Origin of the sequence: Amycolatopsis sp. NPDC098790, from assembly GCF_044759945.1 — a bacterium.
GTDB lineage: Bacteria > Actinomycetota > Actinomycetes > Mycobacteriales > Pseudonocardiaceae > Amycolatopsis.
Genome location: NZ_JBIWAI010000001.1, coordinates 340,758 through 357,194, shown reverse-complemented (window position 1 = coordinate 357,194; position 16,437 = coordinate 340,758). Strand labels below are relative to the sequence as shown.

The 16,437-nt window shown below is 72.7% G+C and carries 16 protein-coding genes; 7 read left to right on the top strand and 9 right to left on the bottom strand.

Annotated features, from left to right (window positions below; all coding sequences use genetic code 11):
* Positions 1-7 precede the first annotated feature (7 nt).
* A complete protein-coding gene (locus ACIQWX_RS01810) occupies positions 8-1,489 on the top strand; it encodes an FAD-dependent oxidoreductase (RefSeq protein ID WP_400864230.1) in 1,482 nt (493 codons plus the stop codon).
* Here ACIQWX_RS01810 and ACIQWX_RS01805 read toward each other — a convergent pair.
* On the bottom strand, positions 1,486-2,931 hold the full coding sequence (locus tag ACIQWX_RS01805; protein ID WP_400864227.1) for an aldehyde dehydrogenase family protein: 1,446 nt from the start codon (positions 2,929-2,931) through the stop codon (positions 1,486-1,488). The two genes, ACIQWX_RS01810 and ACIQWX_RS01805, sit on opposite strands and share 4 nt — an antisense overlap.
* A gap of 55 nt (positions 2,932-2,986) precedes the next feature.
* Positions 2,987-4,021: a zinc-dependent alcohol dehydrogenase family protein gene (locus ACIQWX_RS01800; protein ID WP_400864224.1), complete on the bottom strand. Its 1,035-nt coding sequence runs from the start codon at positions 4,019-4,021 to the stop codon at positions 2,987-2,989.
* Between the two features lie 74 nt (positions 4,022-4,095).
* On the opposite strand from ACIQWX_RS01800, the gene ACIQWX_RS01795 reads away from it, so the two are divergent.
* Positions 4,096-4,704 (top strand): rhomboid family intramembrane serine protease, encoded by a 609-nt coding sequence (locus tag ACIQWX_RS01795; protein ID WP_400864221.1) that lies wholly within the window; start codon positions 4,096-4,098, stop codon positions 4,702-4,704.
* A gap of 23 nt (positions 4,705-4,727) precedes the next feature.
* On the opposite strand, the gene ACIQWX_RS01790 is transcribed toward ACIQWX_RS01795, so the two are convergent.
* Complete coding sequence (locus ACIQWX_RS01790) at positions 4,728-5,150, bottom strand: hypothetical protein (protein WP_400864219.1); 423 nt, start codon at positions 5,148-5,150, stop codon at positions 4,728-4,730.
* A 70-nt stretch (positions 5,151-5,220) separates the two neighbouring features.
* Complete coding sequence (locus ACIQWX_RS01785; protein ID WP_400864216.1) at positions 5,221-5,766, bottom strand: DinB family protein; 546 nt, start codon at positions 5,764-5,766, stop codon at positions 5,221-5,223.
* 109 nt (positions 5,767-5,875) lie between these two features.
* Here ACIQWX_RS01785 and guaA point away from each other — a divergent pair, with 109 nt between their 5' ends.
* Positions 5,876-7,432, top strand: coding sequence for a glutamine-hydrolyzing GMP synthase (gene guaA, locus ACIQWX_RS01780; RefSeq protein ID WP_400864214.1), 1,557 nt, complete (start codon positions 5,876-5,878; stop codon positions 7,430-7,432).
* 63 nt (positions 7,433-7,495) lie between these two features.
* Here the strand turns inward: guaA and ACIQWX_RS01775 are convergent, their stop codons facing one another.
* Together ACIQWX_RS01775 and ACIQWX_RS01770 are read right to left on the bottom strand one after the other, a co-directional pair.
* Complete coding sequence (locus ACIQWX_RS01775) at positions 7,496-7,735, bottom strand: hypothetical protein (RefSeq protein ID WP_400864211.1); 240 nt, start codon at positions 7,733-7,735, stop codon at positions 7,496-7,498.
* Positions 7,728-9,017, bottom strand: coding sequence for a PspC domain-containing protein (locus tag ACIQWX_RS01770; RefSeq protein ID WP_400864209.1), 1,290 nt, complete (start codon positions 9,015-9,017; stop codon positions 7,728-7,730). The genes ACIQWX_RS01775 and ACIQWX_RS01770 overlap by 8 nt, the downstream gene beginning before the upstream one ends.
* Positions 9,018-9,312: 295 nt before the next feature.
* On the opposite strand from ACIQWX_RS01770, the gene ACIQWX_RS01765 reads away from it, so the two are divergent.
* From ACIQWX_RS01765 to ACIQWX_RS01755, 3 genes are read left to right on the top strand one after another with little or no spacing between them, the layout of a single operon-like run.
* Positions 9,313-9,621: a restriction endonuclease gene (locus ACIQWX_RS01765; protein WP_400864206.1), complete on the top strand. Its 309-nt coding sequence runs from the start codon at positions 9,313-9,315 to the stop codon at positions 9,619-9,621.
* A 46-nt stretch (positions 9,622-9,667) separates the two neighbouring features.
* Complete coding sequence (locus ACIQWX_RS01760; RefSeq protein ID WP_400864204.1) at positions 9,668-10,963, top strand: PspC domain-containing protein; 1,296 nt, start codon at positions 9,668-9,670, stop codon at positions 10,961-10,963.
* A gap of 7 nt (positions 10,964-10,970) precedes the next feature.
* The gene (locus ACIQWX_RS01755; protein WP_086672798.1) at positions 10,971-11,651 is read left to right on the top strand and encodes a response regulator transcription factor; all 681 of its coding nucleotides are present in this window, start codon (positions 10,971-10,973) and stop codon (positions 11,649-11,651) included.
* A 4-nt stretch (positions 11,652-11,655) separates the two neighbouring features.
* On the opposite strand, the gene ACIQWX_RS01750 is transcribed toward ACIQWX_RS01755, so the two are convergent.
* On the bottom strand, positions 11,656-12,624 hold the full coding sequence (locus ACIQWX_RS01750) for a DMT family transporter (RefSeq protein ID WP_400864201.1): 969 nt from the start codon (positions 12,622-12,624) through the stop codon (positions 11,656-11,658).
* Positions 12,625-12,728: 104 nt separating this feature from the next.
* On the opposite strand from ACIQWX_RS01750, the gene ACIQWX_RS01745 reads away from it, so the two are divergent.
* Entirely contained in the window at positions 12,729-13,631 is a 903-nt protein-coding gene (locus tag ACIQWX_RS01745; protein ID WP_400864198.1) for a LysR family transcriptional regulator, read from the top strand.
* Here the strand turns inward: ACIQWX_RS01745 and ACIQWX_RS01740 are convergent.
* Together ACIQWX_RS01740 and ACIQWX_RS01735 are read right to left on the bottom strand one after the other, a co-directional pair.
* The gene (locus ACIQWX_RS01740; RefSeq protein WP_400864196.1) at positions 13,628-14,722 is read right to left on the bottom strand and encodes a serine/threonine-protein kinase; all 1,095 of its coding nucleotides are present in this window, start codon (positions 14,720-14,722) and stop codon (positions 13,628-13,630) included. The genes ACIQWX_RS01745 and ACIQWX_RS01740 overlap by 4 nt on opposite strands.
* Positions 14,723-14,735: 13 nt before the next feature.
* Complete coding sequence (locus ACIQWX_RS01735; RefSeq protein WP_400864193.1) at positions 14,736-16,361, bottom strand: serine/threonine-protein kinase; 1,626 nt, start codon at positions 16,359-16,361, stop codon at positions 14,736-14,738.
* Positions 16,362-16,437 lie beyond the last annotated feature (76 nt).

The following is a 16,437-nucleotide window of genomic DNA, read 5'->3' as shown; positions in this document are numbered from 1 at the left end:
GTCCGAAGTGGACAGCGTGAACCGCAGGGCGTTCCTCCGGATCACCGGCGTCTCGGCGGCCGGTGCCGTCGCCGCCGCCTGCGGGCCGGGCACGCCCTCGGCGCCGGTCGCGTCGAGCACGTCCGCCGCTCCGGAGACGTCCGCGCCGCCCGCCACGCGGCTGCCCACCGGCCCGCCGAACTGGGACGACCTGCGCGGCAAGCTGTCCGGCGCCCTCCTGCGCCCGGGCACCGACGGCTACGACACCGCCAAGCGCGCCTTCAACCCGCTCTTCGACGGCAACAACCCGGTCGCCGTGGCGACGGCGACCGGCGCCAAGGACGTGCAGGCCTGCGTCCAGGCCGTCGCTGGGCGCCTCACGCTCGCCGCGCGCAGCGGTGGCCACAGCTACGCCGGCTACTCCGTCCCCGAGAGCGGCCTGGTCGTCGACGTCTCCGCCATGAACAAGGTCGAGATCCGGGGCACCCAGGCGGTGATCGGCGCGGGCGCGAAGCTGAAGGACGTCTACGCCGGCCTGGCGGCGGCCGGGCGCGCGCTGCCCGCCGGCTCCTGCCCGACGGTCGGGGTCGCCGGGCTGACCCTCGGCGGCGGCATCGGCGTGCTGTCCCGCAAGTACGGCCTGACCTGCGACCACCTCAGCTCCGCGCAGGTCGTCACCGCCGACGGCAGGCTGCTGACGGCGTCCGCGAGCTCCGAGCCCGACCTGTTCTGGGCGCTGCGCGGCGGGGGCGGCGGCAACTTCGGCATCGTCACCGAGTTCACCTTCGACACCGATCCCGCGCCGAACCTGACGGTGTTCTCGCTGCACTTCCCGGCCGGTTCCGCGACCGGCGTGCTCGGCGCGTGGCAGCAGTGGATCGCCGCGCAGCCGCCGGAGCTGTGGGCCAACATCGTCATCTCCGGTGGCTCGCCGGTGCAGTGCCGCGTCGGCGGCTGCTACGTCGGCGCCCCCTCCGGGCTCAACACCCTGCTCAACAACCTCACCACCAACGCCGGTGCGCGGCCGACCCAGCGCACGGTGAAGGCCCTCGACTTCCTCGGCGCGATGAACTACTTCTCGGGCAGCTCGGCCCGGCAGTCGTTCGTGGCGTCGTCGCGGATCATCACCAGCCCGGTCGACCCGGCGAAGGTCGTCGCGCTCGCCGACGGCCGCGCGGGCATGGACCTGCTCATCGACGGCCTCGGCGGCAAGGTCGCCGAGCCCGCGAAGGACGCGACGGCGTTCTGGCACCGCGACGCGCTGGCGAGCGTCCAGATCTACGCGCCGGCGACGGCGAAGACGCGGGCGAAGGTGACGCAGTCGGTGGACGACGTCGTCGCGGGCCTCGCGGCGGCCGGGGCGGGCGGCGGGTACGTCAACTACATCGACCCCGCCATGCCCGACTGGAAGGCCGCCTACTACGGCGACAACGCCAAGCGGCTCGGGGACGTCGCGAAGAAGTACGACCCCTACAACGTCTTCCGGTTCGGGCAGGGCGTGGCCGCCTAGAGGTCGATGCCGGTGAAGACCGTGACGCGCTCCTCGGTCAGGTCGTGCATCGCCGCGAGGACGCCTTCGCGGCCGACGCCGGAGCCCTTCACGCCGCCGTAGGGCATCTGGTCGGCGCGGTAGGACGGGACGTCGCCGATGATCACGCCCCCCACCTCCAGCTCGGCTGACGCGTGGAACGCCAGCTGGACGTCGGTGGTGAAGACGCCGGCCTGCAGGCCGTACGCGGATTCGTTGACCGCGCGGAAGGCGTCGTCGACACCGTCCACAACGGACACCGCGAGCACCGGCCCGAAGATCTCCTCGGCCCACGCCTTGGTGTCCGGCGGGACGTCGGTGAGCAGCGTCGGGGCGACGGTCGCGCCGTCGCGGGTGCCGCCGGTGAGGACCTTCGCGCCCGCCGCGACGGCTTCTTCGACCCACGCGACGATCCGCTCGGCGGCGGCCTCGTCGACGACCGGCCCGACGTCGGTGTTGCGGTCGTACGGGTCGCCGGTCCGCTGCGCCTCGACGGCTTCCACGAGCGCGGGGACGAACTCGTCCGCGACCGCGGCGTCGACGATCACCCGCTGCACGGCGATGCAGGACTGCCCGGCCTGGTAGTTGCCGAAGGTCGCGATGCGGTGCGCCGCGCCTTCGGGGTCGGGCCAGTCGCGCAGCACCACGGCCGCCGCGTTGCCGCCGAGTTCGAGGACGACGTGCTTGCGCGGTGCCGCGTCCTTCAGCGACCAGCCGACCGGGCCCGAGCCGGTGAACGAGACGACGGGAAGCCGCGGGTCGGCGACGAGCTTCTGCGTCTCCTCGTTTCCCAGCGGCAGCACGGAAAACGCGCCTGCCGGCAGGTCCGTCTCGGCCAGGATCTCGCCGAGGATCAACGACGACAACGGCGTCCGCGGCGCGGGCTTGACGATGATCGGGGCGCCGATCGCCAGCGACGGCGCCACCTTGTGCGCCACCAGGTTGAGCGGGAAGTTGAACGGCGCGATGCCGAGCACCGGCCCGCGCGGGACGCGGCGGGTCAGCGCCAGCCGCGCCTCGCCTGCCGGGTCGGTGTCGAGGCGCTGGACGTCGCCGCTGAACCGGCGGGCCTCCTCGGCGGCGATGCGGAACACCGACACCGCGCGCTTGACCTCGGCGTCGGCCCACTTGAGCGGCTTGCCGTTCTCGGCGGTGATGACCTCGGCGATCTCCTCGGCGCGGGCGGCGAGCACGCGGGACACGTGCTCGAGCGCGCCCGCGCGGACGTGCGCCGGGCTGGCGCGGAACTCGCGAGCGACCGACACGGCGGCGGTGACCGCGCGTTCGACCTGCTCCGGCCCCGGGACGGCGACCGTGGCGACCTCGCTGCCGTCGTACGGGTGGTGCACGACGAGGGTGGTGGCGCCCGGCTCCGGGCGGCCGGCGATCCAGGCGGGGCGCGGCTCGGGGGTGATCATGTCCATGCGTACCAACGTAATCCGGGCGCTCGCTCGGGTGGGGGACCCCCACCCGGACGGGTCACGGCTTGATGAGCACCTTCAGCGCTTCCCGGTCCGCCATCGCGCGGTAGCCGTCCGGCACGCCCTCGACGTCGATCGTGCGGTCGAAGACGCGACCCGGCCGGTACTTGCCGTCGAGGACGTCCGGCAGCAGCTCGGGGATGTAGTGCCGGGCCGGCGCGACACCGCCGGTGATCGTGACGTTGCGGCGGAACACCCCCACGCCGGCGGGGGCGTCCTCGTACTGCGGCAGGCCGACCCGGCTGACCGCGCCGCCCGCGCGCACGGCCCCGACGCCCATCTCGAACGCGCCCAGCGTGCCGACGCACTCGAGGACGGCGTGCGTGCCGCGCCCGTTCGTCAGCTCGCGCACCTTTTCGACGCCCTCTTCGCCGCGCTCGGCGACGACGTCGGTCGCGCCGAACTCGCGGCCGAGGTCGGTGCGGGTCTGGTGGCGGCCCATCAGGATGATCCGGTCGGCGCCCAGCCGCTTCGCCGCGAGGACGGCGGAGAGCCCGACGGCGCCGTCGCCGATCACCGTGACGTTCTGCCCCTCGCTCACCCGCGCCTTCACGGCCGCGTGGTGGCCGGTGGAAAAGACGTCGGACAGCGTGAGGAGCGACGCGAGCAGGTCGTCGTCCTCGGTGTTCGGGACCTTGACCAGGGTGCCGTCCGCCTGCGGGACGCGCACGGCCTCGCCCTGGCCGCCGTCGACGTCCTTCGCGCCCCAGCCGCCGCCGTGCAGGCACGACGTCTGGAGCCCTTCGCGGCAGAACTCGCAGGTGTTGTCCGACCAGACGAAGGGGGCGATGGCGAGGTCGCCCTTCTTGAGCGTCGTGACGTCGGCGCCGGTTTCCTCGACGAGCCCGAGGAACTCGTGGCCGATCCGGCGCCCGCGCTCGCGCGGCGGCATGTCGGCGTACGGCCAGAGGTCGCTGCCGCAGATGCAGGACCGCACGACCCGCAGGACGACGTCGGTCGGCTCGATCAGCTCGGGGTCCGGGACGGTCTCGACCCGCACGTCCCCGGCACCGTAGATGACTGTCGCTCGCATGCTGGGGCCTTCCCGTGGGAGTTCGTGACAAACGTCGGGGGTGCGACGGCGGTGGCGCGCCTAGATTTTCGTCCATGACCACGCGCATCGCATCCCGCAACCCGTTCGTGGCGCTCGCCCCGGTGCGCCGCCGCCCGTACCTGACCGCGGCGGTCTTCGCGGTGACGCTGGCGTGCGGGATCGCGCAGCTGGCGGACCGCGGGCTGTACGACCACGTCGTCCGCGACGCGGCCCGGATCGACGCGGGTGAGTGGTACCGCCTGGTCACGGGCATGTTCTTCCAGGACGGCTGGGCGTTCGGGCTGACGTCGAACCTGGTCTGGCTGGCGGTGTTCGGCACGCTCGCCGAGCGCGTGTTCGGCCGCGCCCGCTGGCTCGTCCTGTACTTCGGCTGCGGCCTGTTCGGGCAGGTCGTGAGCTACCTGTGGCTCAACCCGGTCGGGGCGGGCAACTCGATGTGCGTGGTCGGCCTGATCGGCGGGCTCGCGGCGGTGGTGATGGTGGCGTCGCGCCGCTACGGCGTGGTGCTGCCGGTCCAGTTCCGCGTGCTGGCGTTCGCCGCGCCGGTGCTGGCCGTGGTCGACACGGTCGTCCACGACAACCACGGCCTCCCGCTGCTGCTGGGCCTGGCGCTGGGCTTCCTGCTCCTCCCACGGCCGGTCGTGAGTGGGAAACAGGGTTAGAACGCTGTTTCCCACTCACGAGGTCAGTCGGGGTAGCGGCCGCCGAGCCGGCACCAGTGCGCGACCAGGTGCGGCTGCGGCGGCACGTCGAGGAGTGCGGCGAGATCCGCCTCCGCCTGGCGGGCCGCTTCCTCCGTGCGCTCCCACTCCCCGTCGTCGTCGTCGACGCCGTCGCGCTGTTCCGCGGCGGCGATCCGGTCGCAGCGCAGCTCGTCGGCCTTGCCCAGGTCCTCGGTGTGCCGGGCGTCGAGGACGATCCCGCTGCCCGAGCGCGCGCCGTAGCGGACGGCGATCCGCAGGAGGTCGTTGCTGAACGCGCGGGTTTCGGTGGGCACCCACGACAGCCGCTCCCAGTCGGGCGGTGGCTGGTCGTCGGCGCGGGTGACCACGTACCCGGGCACGTCGCACCAAGTCAGAGCGCCTTGCGGGCGGAGTCGGTAGAGCATGCGCAGGTCCCCCTCGGAAGCCGTCCTCGACACCCGGTGAATCGGGCCGGTGGTGACTCCGCGTTACAGATCACCGATTCCGGTAGAGGTCGCGCAGCAGCAGGACTTCGGCGCAGTGGTGGATCATCTCGCGGTGGATGTGCAGCACCAGCGTCGCCATCGGGTACTCCGCGTACGGGCCCTCCGCCGGGCCGCACGGCCGCGCCAAGGCCTCTTCGTCGAGCGACTTCACCCCTTCGACCCAGCGGGCGTAGTACTCGTCGAGCAGCGACATCGCCTCGGCGGCCGTCCCCGGGTACGGGTAGTCGTCGTACGTCATCGGCGGGCCGCCGAAGTGCGACGCCGAGCGCATGCCGAGCACCCCGACCAGGACGTGGTTGAGGCGCCACGCGATCGTCGTGACCGGCGGCGGAGCAGGCTCGGGGAACGCGAAGTCGATGGTGAACGGGCCCGTGCCGGGCTCGTCGTCCGACTTGCGCGCCCGTACGGTCCAGCAGTCCGGCACGGGCTCCCAGAAGTACTCGTCGTCGGTCAGGCCCTCGAGCTTCGGGCGCGTGTGGACGTTCCAGTGGAAGTCGAGCTGGTCGGTCAGTTCCTTGGTCCAGTTCACAGCCATACCGGGGACCGTAGGCCCGATCGCGGACAGGGGCGGCCCTGAATCGGGAGTGACCGGGCCCACCTGGGACGATGGAGGGGAATCCCGCTTCTCGCCAGGAGGTCGCCAGGTGCCCAACCCCACCGGTCCGGTTCTCGTCGTGGACTTCGGGGCGCAGTACGCGCAGCTGATCGCCCGGCGCGTCCGCGAGGCGCAGATCTACTCCGAGGTCGTCCCGCACAGCGCGTCGACCGAAGAGATCCTCGCGAAGAACCCCGCGGCCATCATCCTTTCCGGCGGCCCGTCGAGCGTCTACGCCGAAGGCGCGCCGGGCATGGACCCGAAGCTCACCGAAGCCGGCGTCCCGATGTTCGGCATCTGCTACGGCCACCAGCTGCTCGCCAGCGCGCTCGGCGGCGTCGTCGAGCCGACCGGCGTGCGCGAGTTCGGCCGCACCGAGGTCCGCGTGACCGGCGACGGCGGCGTCCTGCACGCCGGCCTGCCCGCGCACCAGCCCGCGTGGATGAGCCACAACGACAGCGTCACCAAGGCCCCGGAGGGCTCGGTCGTCACGGCGTCCTCCGACGGCGCCGACGTCGCCGGCTTCGAGGACGTCGAGCGCCGCTTCGCCGGCGTCCAGTACCACCCGGAGGTCGCGCACTCGCCGCACGGCCAGGAGGTGCTGCGCCGGTTCCTGCACGACATCGCCGGCATCAAGCCGCAGTGGACGACGTCGTCGATCGTCGAGGAGCAGATCCAGCGGATCAGCGACCAGATCGGCGACGGCCGCGCGATCTGCGGCCTGTCCGGCGGTGTCGACTCCGCGGTCGCGGCCGCACTGGTCCAGCGCGCCATCGGCGACCGGCTGACCTGCGTGTTCGTCGACCACGGCCTGCTGCGGGCGGGGGAGCGCACCCAGGTCGAGCGTGACTTCGTCGCCGCCACCGGCGTCAACCTCGTCACCGTGGACGCGCGCGAGCGCTTCCTCGACGCGCTCGCCGGCGTCACCGACCCGGAGCAGAAGCGCAAGATCATCGGCCGCGAGTTCATCCGCGTCTTCGAGCAGGCCGAGCGCGACCTCAAGGCCCAGGGCGACTACAAGTTCCTGGTCCAGGGCACGCTCTACCCGGACGTCGTCGAGTCCGGCGGCGGCGAGGGCACGGCCAACATCAAGAGCCACCACAACGTCGGCGGCCTGCCGGACGACCTCGAGTTCGAGCTGGTCGAGCCGCTGCGGCTGCTGTTCAAGGACGAGGTCCGCCGCGTCGGCTCGGAGCTGGGCCTGCCCGAGACGATCGTGCAGCGCCAGCCGTTCCCCGGCCCCGGCCTGGGCATCCGCATCATCGGCGCGGTCGACCAGGAGCGCCTCGACACCCTGCGCGCGGCCGACCTGATCGCCCGCGAGGAGCTGACCGCGGCCGGGCTGGACCGCAGCATCTGGCAGTGCCCGGTGGTGCTGCTCGCGGACGTCCGCAGCGTCGGCGTCCAGGGCGACGGCCGGACGTACGGGCACCCGGTGGTGTTGCGGCCGGTGTCGTCCGAGGACGCGATGACCGCGGACTGGACCCGCCTGCCCTACGACGTCCTCGAGCGGATCTCCACCCGCATCACCAACGAGGTCGCGGAGGTCAACCGGGTGGTGCTGGACGTGACGTCCAAGCCGCCGGGCACCATCGAGTGGGAATGAGTCCGTTGTAGACAGGACTCGAGGCCCCGGCGTGGGATCCGGGGCCTCGAGAGTTCCTCTGTTTCAGCGGCGGCGTTTGCTGCCGAACGACGCGCCGAGGAGCAGCAGCCCCACGAGCACCGCGCCGCCGGCGATCACCCAGCGGAAGTCGAACCGGGGCAGCCAGCTCGCGCCGTCCGAGAGGACGTACGCGGAGATCAGCAGCGTCGCGATCCCGACGATCAGGGTGAAGACGTCCACCCCGCGCTTGGCGGGCTGGGCCTCCGTCGCGTTGTCGTAGGCGTAGGGGTTCTGGTCAGCCACGGCGCACCTCCACGTTGCCCACGCTGTTCTTGACGTGCAGGGTGATCTGCTGGCCGCCCGGCCCGTCGGTGCCGTAGTCGACGCCGGTCAGCGGGTCCTGGCTGATGCCGTCGGTCTCGCGGGTGAAGCACTCCGCGTTGCCGGCACCGGTGCGGCAGTCGTAGGTGACGTCCGCGGTGTCCGGCACGATGACGGTGGTGTCGCCCGCGCCGTTGATCACGTTGGTGGTGATCGGCGAGCCGGCGGGCAGCTGGGTCAGGTCGAGGTCGATGTCGCCGGCGGCGTGCTGGTAGAGCGGCTTCAGGTCGGTCACGGCGTGCGGGGTCTCCCGCAGGTCGCCCGCGCCGCCGCGGAAGTCGAAGTTCTCGAACGGCACGGTCGTCAGCACCATCCCGGCGATCGCCAGCGGCACGGCGAGCCCGATCAGGCCGCGCCCGCCCCGGGCGAAGGCGCCGGTGACCAGGCCGATCCCGACCACACCGAGCACCAATCCGATGATGTGCTGCGCGGAGAACCAGGTCGCGCCGTTGAGGTTGGCGAGCACGCCACCGCCGGCGGTCAGCACGGCGAGCGCGAAGGTCGCCGAACCGACCTTGGAGTTGCGGCGCCGCTCGGGACGGCGGTCGCGGTGGTGCATCGGCGGCGCGGGCGGGGGCGGCGGCTGCGTCGACGGCGGGTCGGGCAGGTCCCAACCGGCCGGGTCGGCGGCGAGCGGGTCCCAGCCCGGCTTCGCCTCCGCGCCGGCGGTCGCGGTGTCGGTCATGGTGAAGGCTCCGTTCCCGGTGAAGGCTCGAGTCCGCGGGACGACCGGTGCGGGCCGGTTCTCCTGGCCGCGGTTGCGGTGCAGCAGGTAGAGCGCGATGGCGATGAGCGCGAAGCTGATGAGGGCCCCGCCGTCGAACCACGAGCCGCTGAAGGCGCCCCCGACGCTGATCACGGTGAGCACGCAGAGCACGACGGCGAAGGCGGGCGACACCGACGACCGGCCGCGGCCGATCAGGCCTTCGAAGCCGGAGACCTCGTCGCTCTCGCCGGGCAGGAACAGCCACCCCAGCAGGTAGAAGGGGACCCCGAAGCCACCGAAGATCGTGGCGACCACCAGCGCGACCCGCACGACGACGGGATCGATCCCGTACCGGTACCCGATGGCCGCGGCAACACCGGCGACCTTCCGCCCGGCGTGCGGCCGCCGAGGCCGGCTGACCCAGAAGTCCTTCACGGTCTCCTCGAAGCCGTTCAGAGGACTCGGCTTCGGTGCCCGTGTCTCACTCGCACCACTCATACCGAAGAGCATGCGCGATCCGGGATCGGCGGACATCCGGGATGGTCCCTGAGGTTTCCCGGAGAGGGTTCCGGGGGCGGGTGCAACAAGCGGCTTCCGGCCGCGACCTTGGTTCCGGATCCGGAGGAGGGACTTGCGGTGGCCCGAGGGAATCAGCCGGCCGGGTGCGCCCCGCTCGCGGTGGGAATCGCCGTGGTGGGCGCAGGAGCGCTCGCGGTCATGCAGCTGGTGGCGGCGCACCCGGTCACGTCGCTCGTCGGCGGCGCTGCCGTGCTCGGCGTGACGAGCTACCTGCTTGTCCTGTGGCGGCAGCGGCGGGCGCGCGAAGCTCGGCGCGGACGTGGTCGCCTACGCGCCGGACGGGCGCAAGATCGTGCTCCAGGCGAAGCGTTTCAGCGGAACCCACAAGGTCGGCGGCCCGGACCTGCAGCGGTTCGGCGGCACTTGCTACACCGTGCACGGCGCCCGCGTCGCAGCGGTGGTCACCACCTCGACGTTCACGAAGCAAGCCCAGCAGTACGCCGCCCACCACGGGATTCGCCTGTTCGACGTCCACGGTCTCGCTGCCTGGGCGAGCCGGACGGGACCGGCACCCTGGCACTGATCGGGCGTTCGGGGATTTTCCCCGATGCACCCCCGCACGACCACGTGTGACCATGGAGGACGTGCAAGAAGCCCTCGACCACGTCACGACCGACCAGGTGACCGTCCCGGACAAGCCCAAGATGTTCCGGCGCCGGTCCGGGCGGGCGATCGCCGGGGTCGCCGGGGGGCTCGCCGATCACCTCGGGGTCCCCGTCGTCTGGGTGCGGACCGCCTTCGCGCTGCTCGCCGCCCTCAACGGGGCCGGCCTGCTCGCCTACGGGCTCCTCTGGGTCTTCATCCAGCAGCAGACCGAAGAAACCGCGAAGGCGCCGACGTCGAAAGAGCGCCAGCAGGCGTTCGGCCTGATCGCGCTGGGGGTCGGCCTCGCCGTCGCCAGCGGGACGCTCACCGGGTTCATCAGCGGCTGGGTCGCCGTGCCGCTCGCCGTCGCCATGATCGGTCTCGCCGTCGTCTGGCGGGAGGCCGACGAGTCGCAGCGCCGCCGCTGGCGCGTCGGGGCCAAGGACGGCTTCGCGGGCGCGTTCCTCGGCGGGGGCGGCTGGTCGGCCGCGATCCGGATCGTCGCCGGCGTCGCGCTGGTGATCACCGGCATCACCGTCGTCGTGCTGCGCAGCGGCACCCTCGACCAGGTCCAGTTCGCCCTCATCGCCGTCCTCGCGACGCTGATCGGGGTCGCCGTCCTGACCATCCCGTTCTGGCTGCGGCTGGTCCGCGACCTGTCCGACGAGCGCAAGGCCCGCATCCGCACCGACGAACGCGCCGAGATCGCCGCCCACCTGCACGACTCCGTCCTGCAGACGCTGGCGCTGATCCAGAAGCAGAGCGAGCAGCCCCGCGAGGTCGCCCGGCTGGCGCGCAGCCAGGAGCGCGAGCTGCGCGGCTGGCTCTACGGCCCGAACGGCTACGGCAAGCCCGTCGAGACCGCCGAAGAAGCGACCGGCCAGCTGTCCGAAGCCCTCGCGACGGCGTGCGGCGAGGTCGAGGACACCTTCGCGATCTCCGTCGGCCAGGTGGTCGTCGGCGACGCCGAGCTCGACGACTCCCTCGTGGCGCTGGTCCAGGCCGCGCGCGAGGCGATCGTCAACGCGGCCAAGCACGCGGGCGTCGAGGAGGTCAGCGTCTTCGCCGAGGTCGAGCCGACGGCGGTGACGGTGTTCGTCCGCGACCGCGGCAAGGGCTTCGACCCCGACCTCGTCCCGGACGACCGCCACGGCCTCGCCGACTCGATCCGCGGCCGGATGACCCGCCACGGCGGCACGTGCAAGGTCCGCACCGCGCCGGGCGAGGGCACCGAAGTGCAGCTCGCCATGCCGGTGAAAGCGGGCAAGGGTGCAGCGTGAGGCGGCTATGCTCGACGACGTGACTGACACCCAGCGCGAACCGGTGAAGGTGTTCCTCGTCGACGACCACGCGCTGTTCCGCGCGGGGGTCCGCACCGAGCTCGACTCGATCACCGACGAGGTCCGCGTGGTCGGCGAGGCCGGCTCGGTGGCGGAGGCGGTGGCTGGCATCGCCCGCACGAAGCCCCAGGTGGTCCTGCTCGACGTCCACATGCCCGACGGCGGCGGCGCGGAGGTCCTGCGCCGCGTGCGTCCCGAGCTGCCGGACGTGGTGTTCCTGGCGCTGTCGGTGTCCGACGCGGCGGAGGACGTCATCGCGGTCATCCGCGCGGGTGCCCGCGGCTACGTGACGAAGACGATCTCGTCGAAGGAGCTGGTCCGCGCGGTGGTCCGCGTGTCCGACGGCGACGCGGTGTTCTCGCCGCGGCTGGCCGGGTTCGTGCTGGACGCGTTCGCCGACCGCCCCGGTTCGGCGCCGATCAACGACCCGGAGCTGGACCTGCTGACGCCCCGGGAGCGGGACGTCCTGCGGTTGCTCGCGCGCGGGTACGCGTACAAGGAGATCGCGTCCGAGCTGTTCATCTCGGTGAAGACGGTCGAGACGCACGTGTCGAGCGTCCTGCGGAAGACCCAGCTGTCGAACCGCTACGAGCTCTCCCGCTGGGCTTCCGACCGCCGCTTGGTGTGAGCGCTCAGTCCGCCAGAGGAGCGAGAGGCCGGGGCGCGCGCCCGGTGGTGTCGTCACCAAGCCCATCCGCCTGGTCACCGGGCACTTCCGCGACCCCTCGCTCCGGCTTCTGGAGGCGGGTCAGCGCGACCCCGCCGAGGACGACCACCATGCCCGCGATCACCCGCGCGTCGAGCTGCTCGCCCAGGAACACCGCGCCCAGCAGCACCGACACCACCGGCAGCAGGTAGCCGACGACCGACGCCGCCACCGCGCCTTCCGAAGCCAGCAGCTGGTAGTTCAGCGCGAACGCGATCCCCGTCGACCCGAGTCCCAGCACGAGCACCGCGAGCAGCGGCCCGGGGGAGACGTGCACCGGCGTCAGCCCGCCCACCGGCAGCGCCAGCACGAGCATCCCGCTGGCCAGCAGCATCTGCCCGGCCGCGATCGCGTACGGCGAAGACTCCGAAGAAGACAGGTACTTGCCCTCGTAGACGAACGCGAAGCCGTAGCTCGCCGCCGCCGCGAGGCACGCCAGGGCGCCCCAGCTCAGCAGCCCGGACGCCTGCCACGGCGCGAAGATCAGCAGGATTCCGCCGAGGCCGACGAGCAGCCCGGCCAGCCGCGTCCCCGTCATCCGCGACGACGTCCCCATCAGCGGCGCCGCCAGCAGCACCCACAGCGGCGTCGTCGAGTTCAGCACCCCGGTGATGCCCGAGTCGACGGTCGTCTCGCCGATCGCGAACAGCAGGAAGGGCAGCGCGTTGTGGAAGAACGCCGCGACGGCCAGGTGCCCCCACGTCCGCCGGTCGCGCGGCAGCCGCGCGCGGACCAGCCGGCACAGCACCAGCAGCATCGCCGCGCCGAGCACGAGCCGCGCCAGCACCAGCTGCACCGGCGAGAACATCCCCAGCCCCAGCTTGATCCAGAAGAAGCTCGAACCCCACATCAACGCCAGCGCGCCGATCCTCAGCAGGGTCTTCGTCTCGCCCACCCCAGTCCTCCTTCGCCGATCAAGCGCCAGCTTCGCCCCGCCGAGACGTAAGGACAAGCGAAAATAACTGCAGGAACGCTTAAGCTCAGCTGTACGATCGGGGCATGCTCGACGTCCGCCGCATGCAGGTCCTCCGCGCCGTCATCACCAGCGGGTCGATCACCGCCGCGGCCCGCAACCTCGGCTACACGCCGTCCGCGATCAGCCAGCAGCTGTCGGCCCTCGAACGCGAAGCCGGCACCGAGCTGCTCGAACGCGTCGGCCGCGGCGTCCGGGCGACGCCGGCGGGCGCACTGCTGTCCGAGCACGCCGAGAAGCTGAGCACCGAGCTGGCGAAGGCCGAAGCGGCGTTGACCGAGCTCAAGGAGGGCCGCACCGGCCGCGTCGCCATCCGCTACTTCGCGACGGCCGGCGCGTCACTCGTGCCGCCCGCCATCGCCGCGGTCCGCCGCGAGCACCCCGGCGTCCGCCTCGACCTCAAGCTGGTCGAACCGGACGACCCGATGGCCGACGTCGAAGCGGGTGACGCCGACGTCGCGATCACCGTCTTCCCGCGCACGAAGCCGCCCGGCAAGGGCGTCGAGCTGGTGCACCTGCTCGACGACCCGTACCGCGCGGTGCTGCCGAAGACCCACCCGCTGGCCCGCAAGCGCGTGCTCGACCTGACGGAGTTCGCCGAGGAGCCGTGGGTCGGCGTCGACGGCCTGCCCGGCATCTGCCGCGACATCCTCGACAGCGCCTGCGCGTCCGCCGGGTTCGCGCCGAACGTCGTGGTCGAGTCCGAGGACTACCAGACGGCGCAGGGGTTCGTCGCCGCCGGCATCGGCGTCGGGCTCATCCCGGAGCTGGGGCTCGGCGCCCAGCACCCCGGCGTCGTCGTCCGCCGGATCCGCAACCCGGAGCCGGTCCGCGCGATCCACGCCGCGGTCGCGTCCCGGATGTGGGGCCACCCGGCCGTCCGCACGCTGCTGGAAGCCATGCGCGCGGCGACCGCCAAGGTGGCTTAGACGAAGAACAGCTCCGAGACGAGGATGCCCACCAAGACCGCCGCGAGGATCGCGGCCACGGTGATCAGCGTCTTCTTCGACACCGGAAGGTTCCACGTCCCGGCCTGCGGCTGGGGCCGCGGTCCCGGCCCCGGCACGTACTGCGTCGGCGGCGGGACCGGCTGCATCCGCTGGGTCTCCTCCGCCGAGGAGTAGCCGGGCGCGGCGACCGGGATCTGCTGCTGGAACTGCGGTCCCGACGGCGGCATCGGCGGCGCGGCGGGCGCCAGCCCCGGGTTGAACGGCGGGGGCGGAGGCGGCGGGATCCCGGGGTTGGTCGGCGGGATGAACGCCGTCTCGCGGCCCTCGGTGATCGCGCTCAGCGCCCGGACGGTGTCGGCCATCGTCGGCCGCGTCGTCGGGTCGCCGCGGAGCATCTTGCGCAGCGCCGCGGTCAGCACGCCCGCGTTCTGCGCCGGCCGCTCGGACGACTGCCCGTCCTCCCCGAACGGCGGCACGCCCTCCACGGACGTGTACAGCGTCGCGCCGAGTGAGAAGACGTCGGCGGCCGGCGTCGGCGGCAGCCCGCGCACGACCTCGGGTGCCACGTACGCCGCGTGCGGCCCGCCGCCGCTGATGCCGATGTCGGTGAGCTTGACGCCGCCGTCGTCGGCCAGCAGCACCGTGCCCGGCTCGAGCGTGCGGTGCACGAACCCGGCCGCGTGGATCGCGGCGAGCGCGTTGCCGAGCTGGATGCCCAGGTGCGCGGCCTGGTCGGGGGTGAGCCTGCCGTGCTCGGCGAGGAACGTCGCCATGCTGCGCGACGGGATGTACTCCATCACCAGCCAGACGTCCTGGCCGTCGGGCAGCACGTCGAACACCTTGATCGCGCTGGGGTGCTCGATCCGGGCGGCGTCCTTGCCCTCCTGCATGGCGGCGGCGCGCGCCTGCTCGGCGCGTTCGCCGGCGCCGACGGGGAGGTACATCCGCTTCATCGCGACGGTGCGGAACAGCCGCGTGTCGAACGCCAGCCACACGATGCCCGCGCGGCCACGGCCGATCGGCTGGTCCAGCCGGAACCGGCCGCCGACGATGGTGCCTTCGGAACTCAACACAAACCTCGGGTCATGGGCTAGGGGGCGTCGACGTCCCGGTGCTTCCGGTGTCTGTCGGCTGCGTCTCGGTCGTCGGCTGCGAAGTCGTCGTCTTCGGAGTCGTCCGCGGAGTCGTGGTCTTCTCCGGCTGCGTCTCCCGCGGCGTGGTCGTGCGCTTCGACGAGGACGTCTCCGACGCCGGCGGCGGCACGTCCGCCGTGCTGATCGGTTCCTCGGTCGTCGACGGCAGCGACTCCGACGTCGCGACCGGCGCGGGCTTGCTGCTCGACACCGGCGCGGCGGGCGCCTCCGGGTTGTTCGGGCTCAGCAGCCAGACGGCGAGCGCGACCAGGCCCACGACCACGACCCCGCCGATGATCGCCGGCCGCTTCCAGGCACCGGGCTTCTCGTCCTCGTCGTCGACCGGGCTGGCCTGCGCACGCCGCGGCGGGGGCGGCGGGGCCGGCTCGTCCTCGTAGTCGTCGTACGGGTCGTCCGCGTACGGGCCCTGCTCGTGCGGCGGCACCGGCACCGCGCGGGTCGCGGCCAGGCCGGGCGGGACACCGCCGGCGTACTGCTGGTGCTCGTCGGGGTAGCGGTCGTACCCGTCGTAGTCGTCCTCGGGGTAGCCGGTGCCCTCGGGGTAGTCGTCCTCGTCGTAGTACGGGACGGCCTGCGTGGGGGCCTGTCCGCCGTCGAGGAGGCTGCCGGAGTGCCCCGCTGGGATCTCGTCGAACATCTGCGTGGCGTTCGGGTCGGCGACGGCGGCCGCGCCGAGCACGCCCGCGGCCGGCGCCATCATGGTCTCGTCCGCCGGGCCGCCGAGCGGCGTCTCGCCGCGGGCGACGGCCGCCAGCAGCTCCTCGCACTCCTCGGCGGTCGGCCGGTGCTGGACGTCCGGGTGCAGCAGCACGGCCAGCACGCTCGCCAGCGGCCCGGACTGGCGCGGCGGGATGATCTGCCCGGCCGCGACCGCGTGCAGCAGGCTCAGCGTGTTCTCCGACAGCCCGAACGGCGGCTGGCCCTCGCAGGCCGCGTACAGCGTCGAACCGAGCGAGAAGACGTCGGACTCCGGGCCCGGGTCGCCGCCGATGGCGACTTCCGGGGCCAGGTAGGCGGGGGTGCCGGCGATCATGCCGGTCTTGGTGACCGTGACGTCGTCCTTGGCGCGCGAGATGCCGAAGTCGGTGATCTTCACGGTGCCGTTGGGGGCGAGCAGGATGTTGCCCGGCTTGATGTCGCGGTGCACGATGCCGACCGCGTGCGCCTCGCGCAGCGCCGCGGCGACCTGGGCGCCGATGCGCGCCACCTCGGTCGGCGGCAGCGTGCGGCGTTCCTGCAGCACGGCGGCCAGGCTGGTGGAGTTGAGGTACTCCATGATCAGGCACGGCTGCCCGCTGTCGTCGGTGACGACGTCGAACACGGAGATCGCGTTCGGGTGGTGCAGGCGGGCGGCGATCCGGCCCTCGCGCATGGTCCGCTGGCGCGCGTCCTCGGCGTCGTGCTCGTCCAGGTGCGGCTGGAGGAGCAGCTGCTTGATGGCGACCGTGCGGCCCAGGACTTCGTCGTGCGCCTGCCAGACGGCCCCCATCGCGCCCGTGCCGATCCGGCCGACGATGCGGTACCGACCGGCGACCAGACGACCCTCGTCGCTCACGCGACCTCCCTTTGGGCTCCGACTTCACCAGGGCGTGAGGATCGGTGCCTGGTGACGCGGCCACGCGCACGCCGCT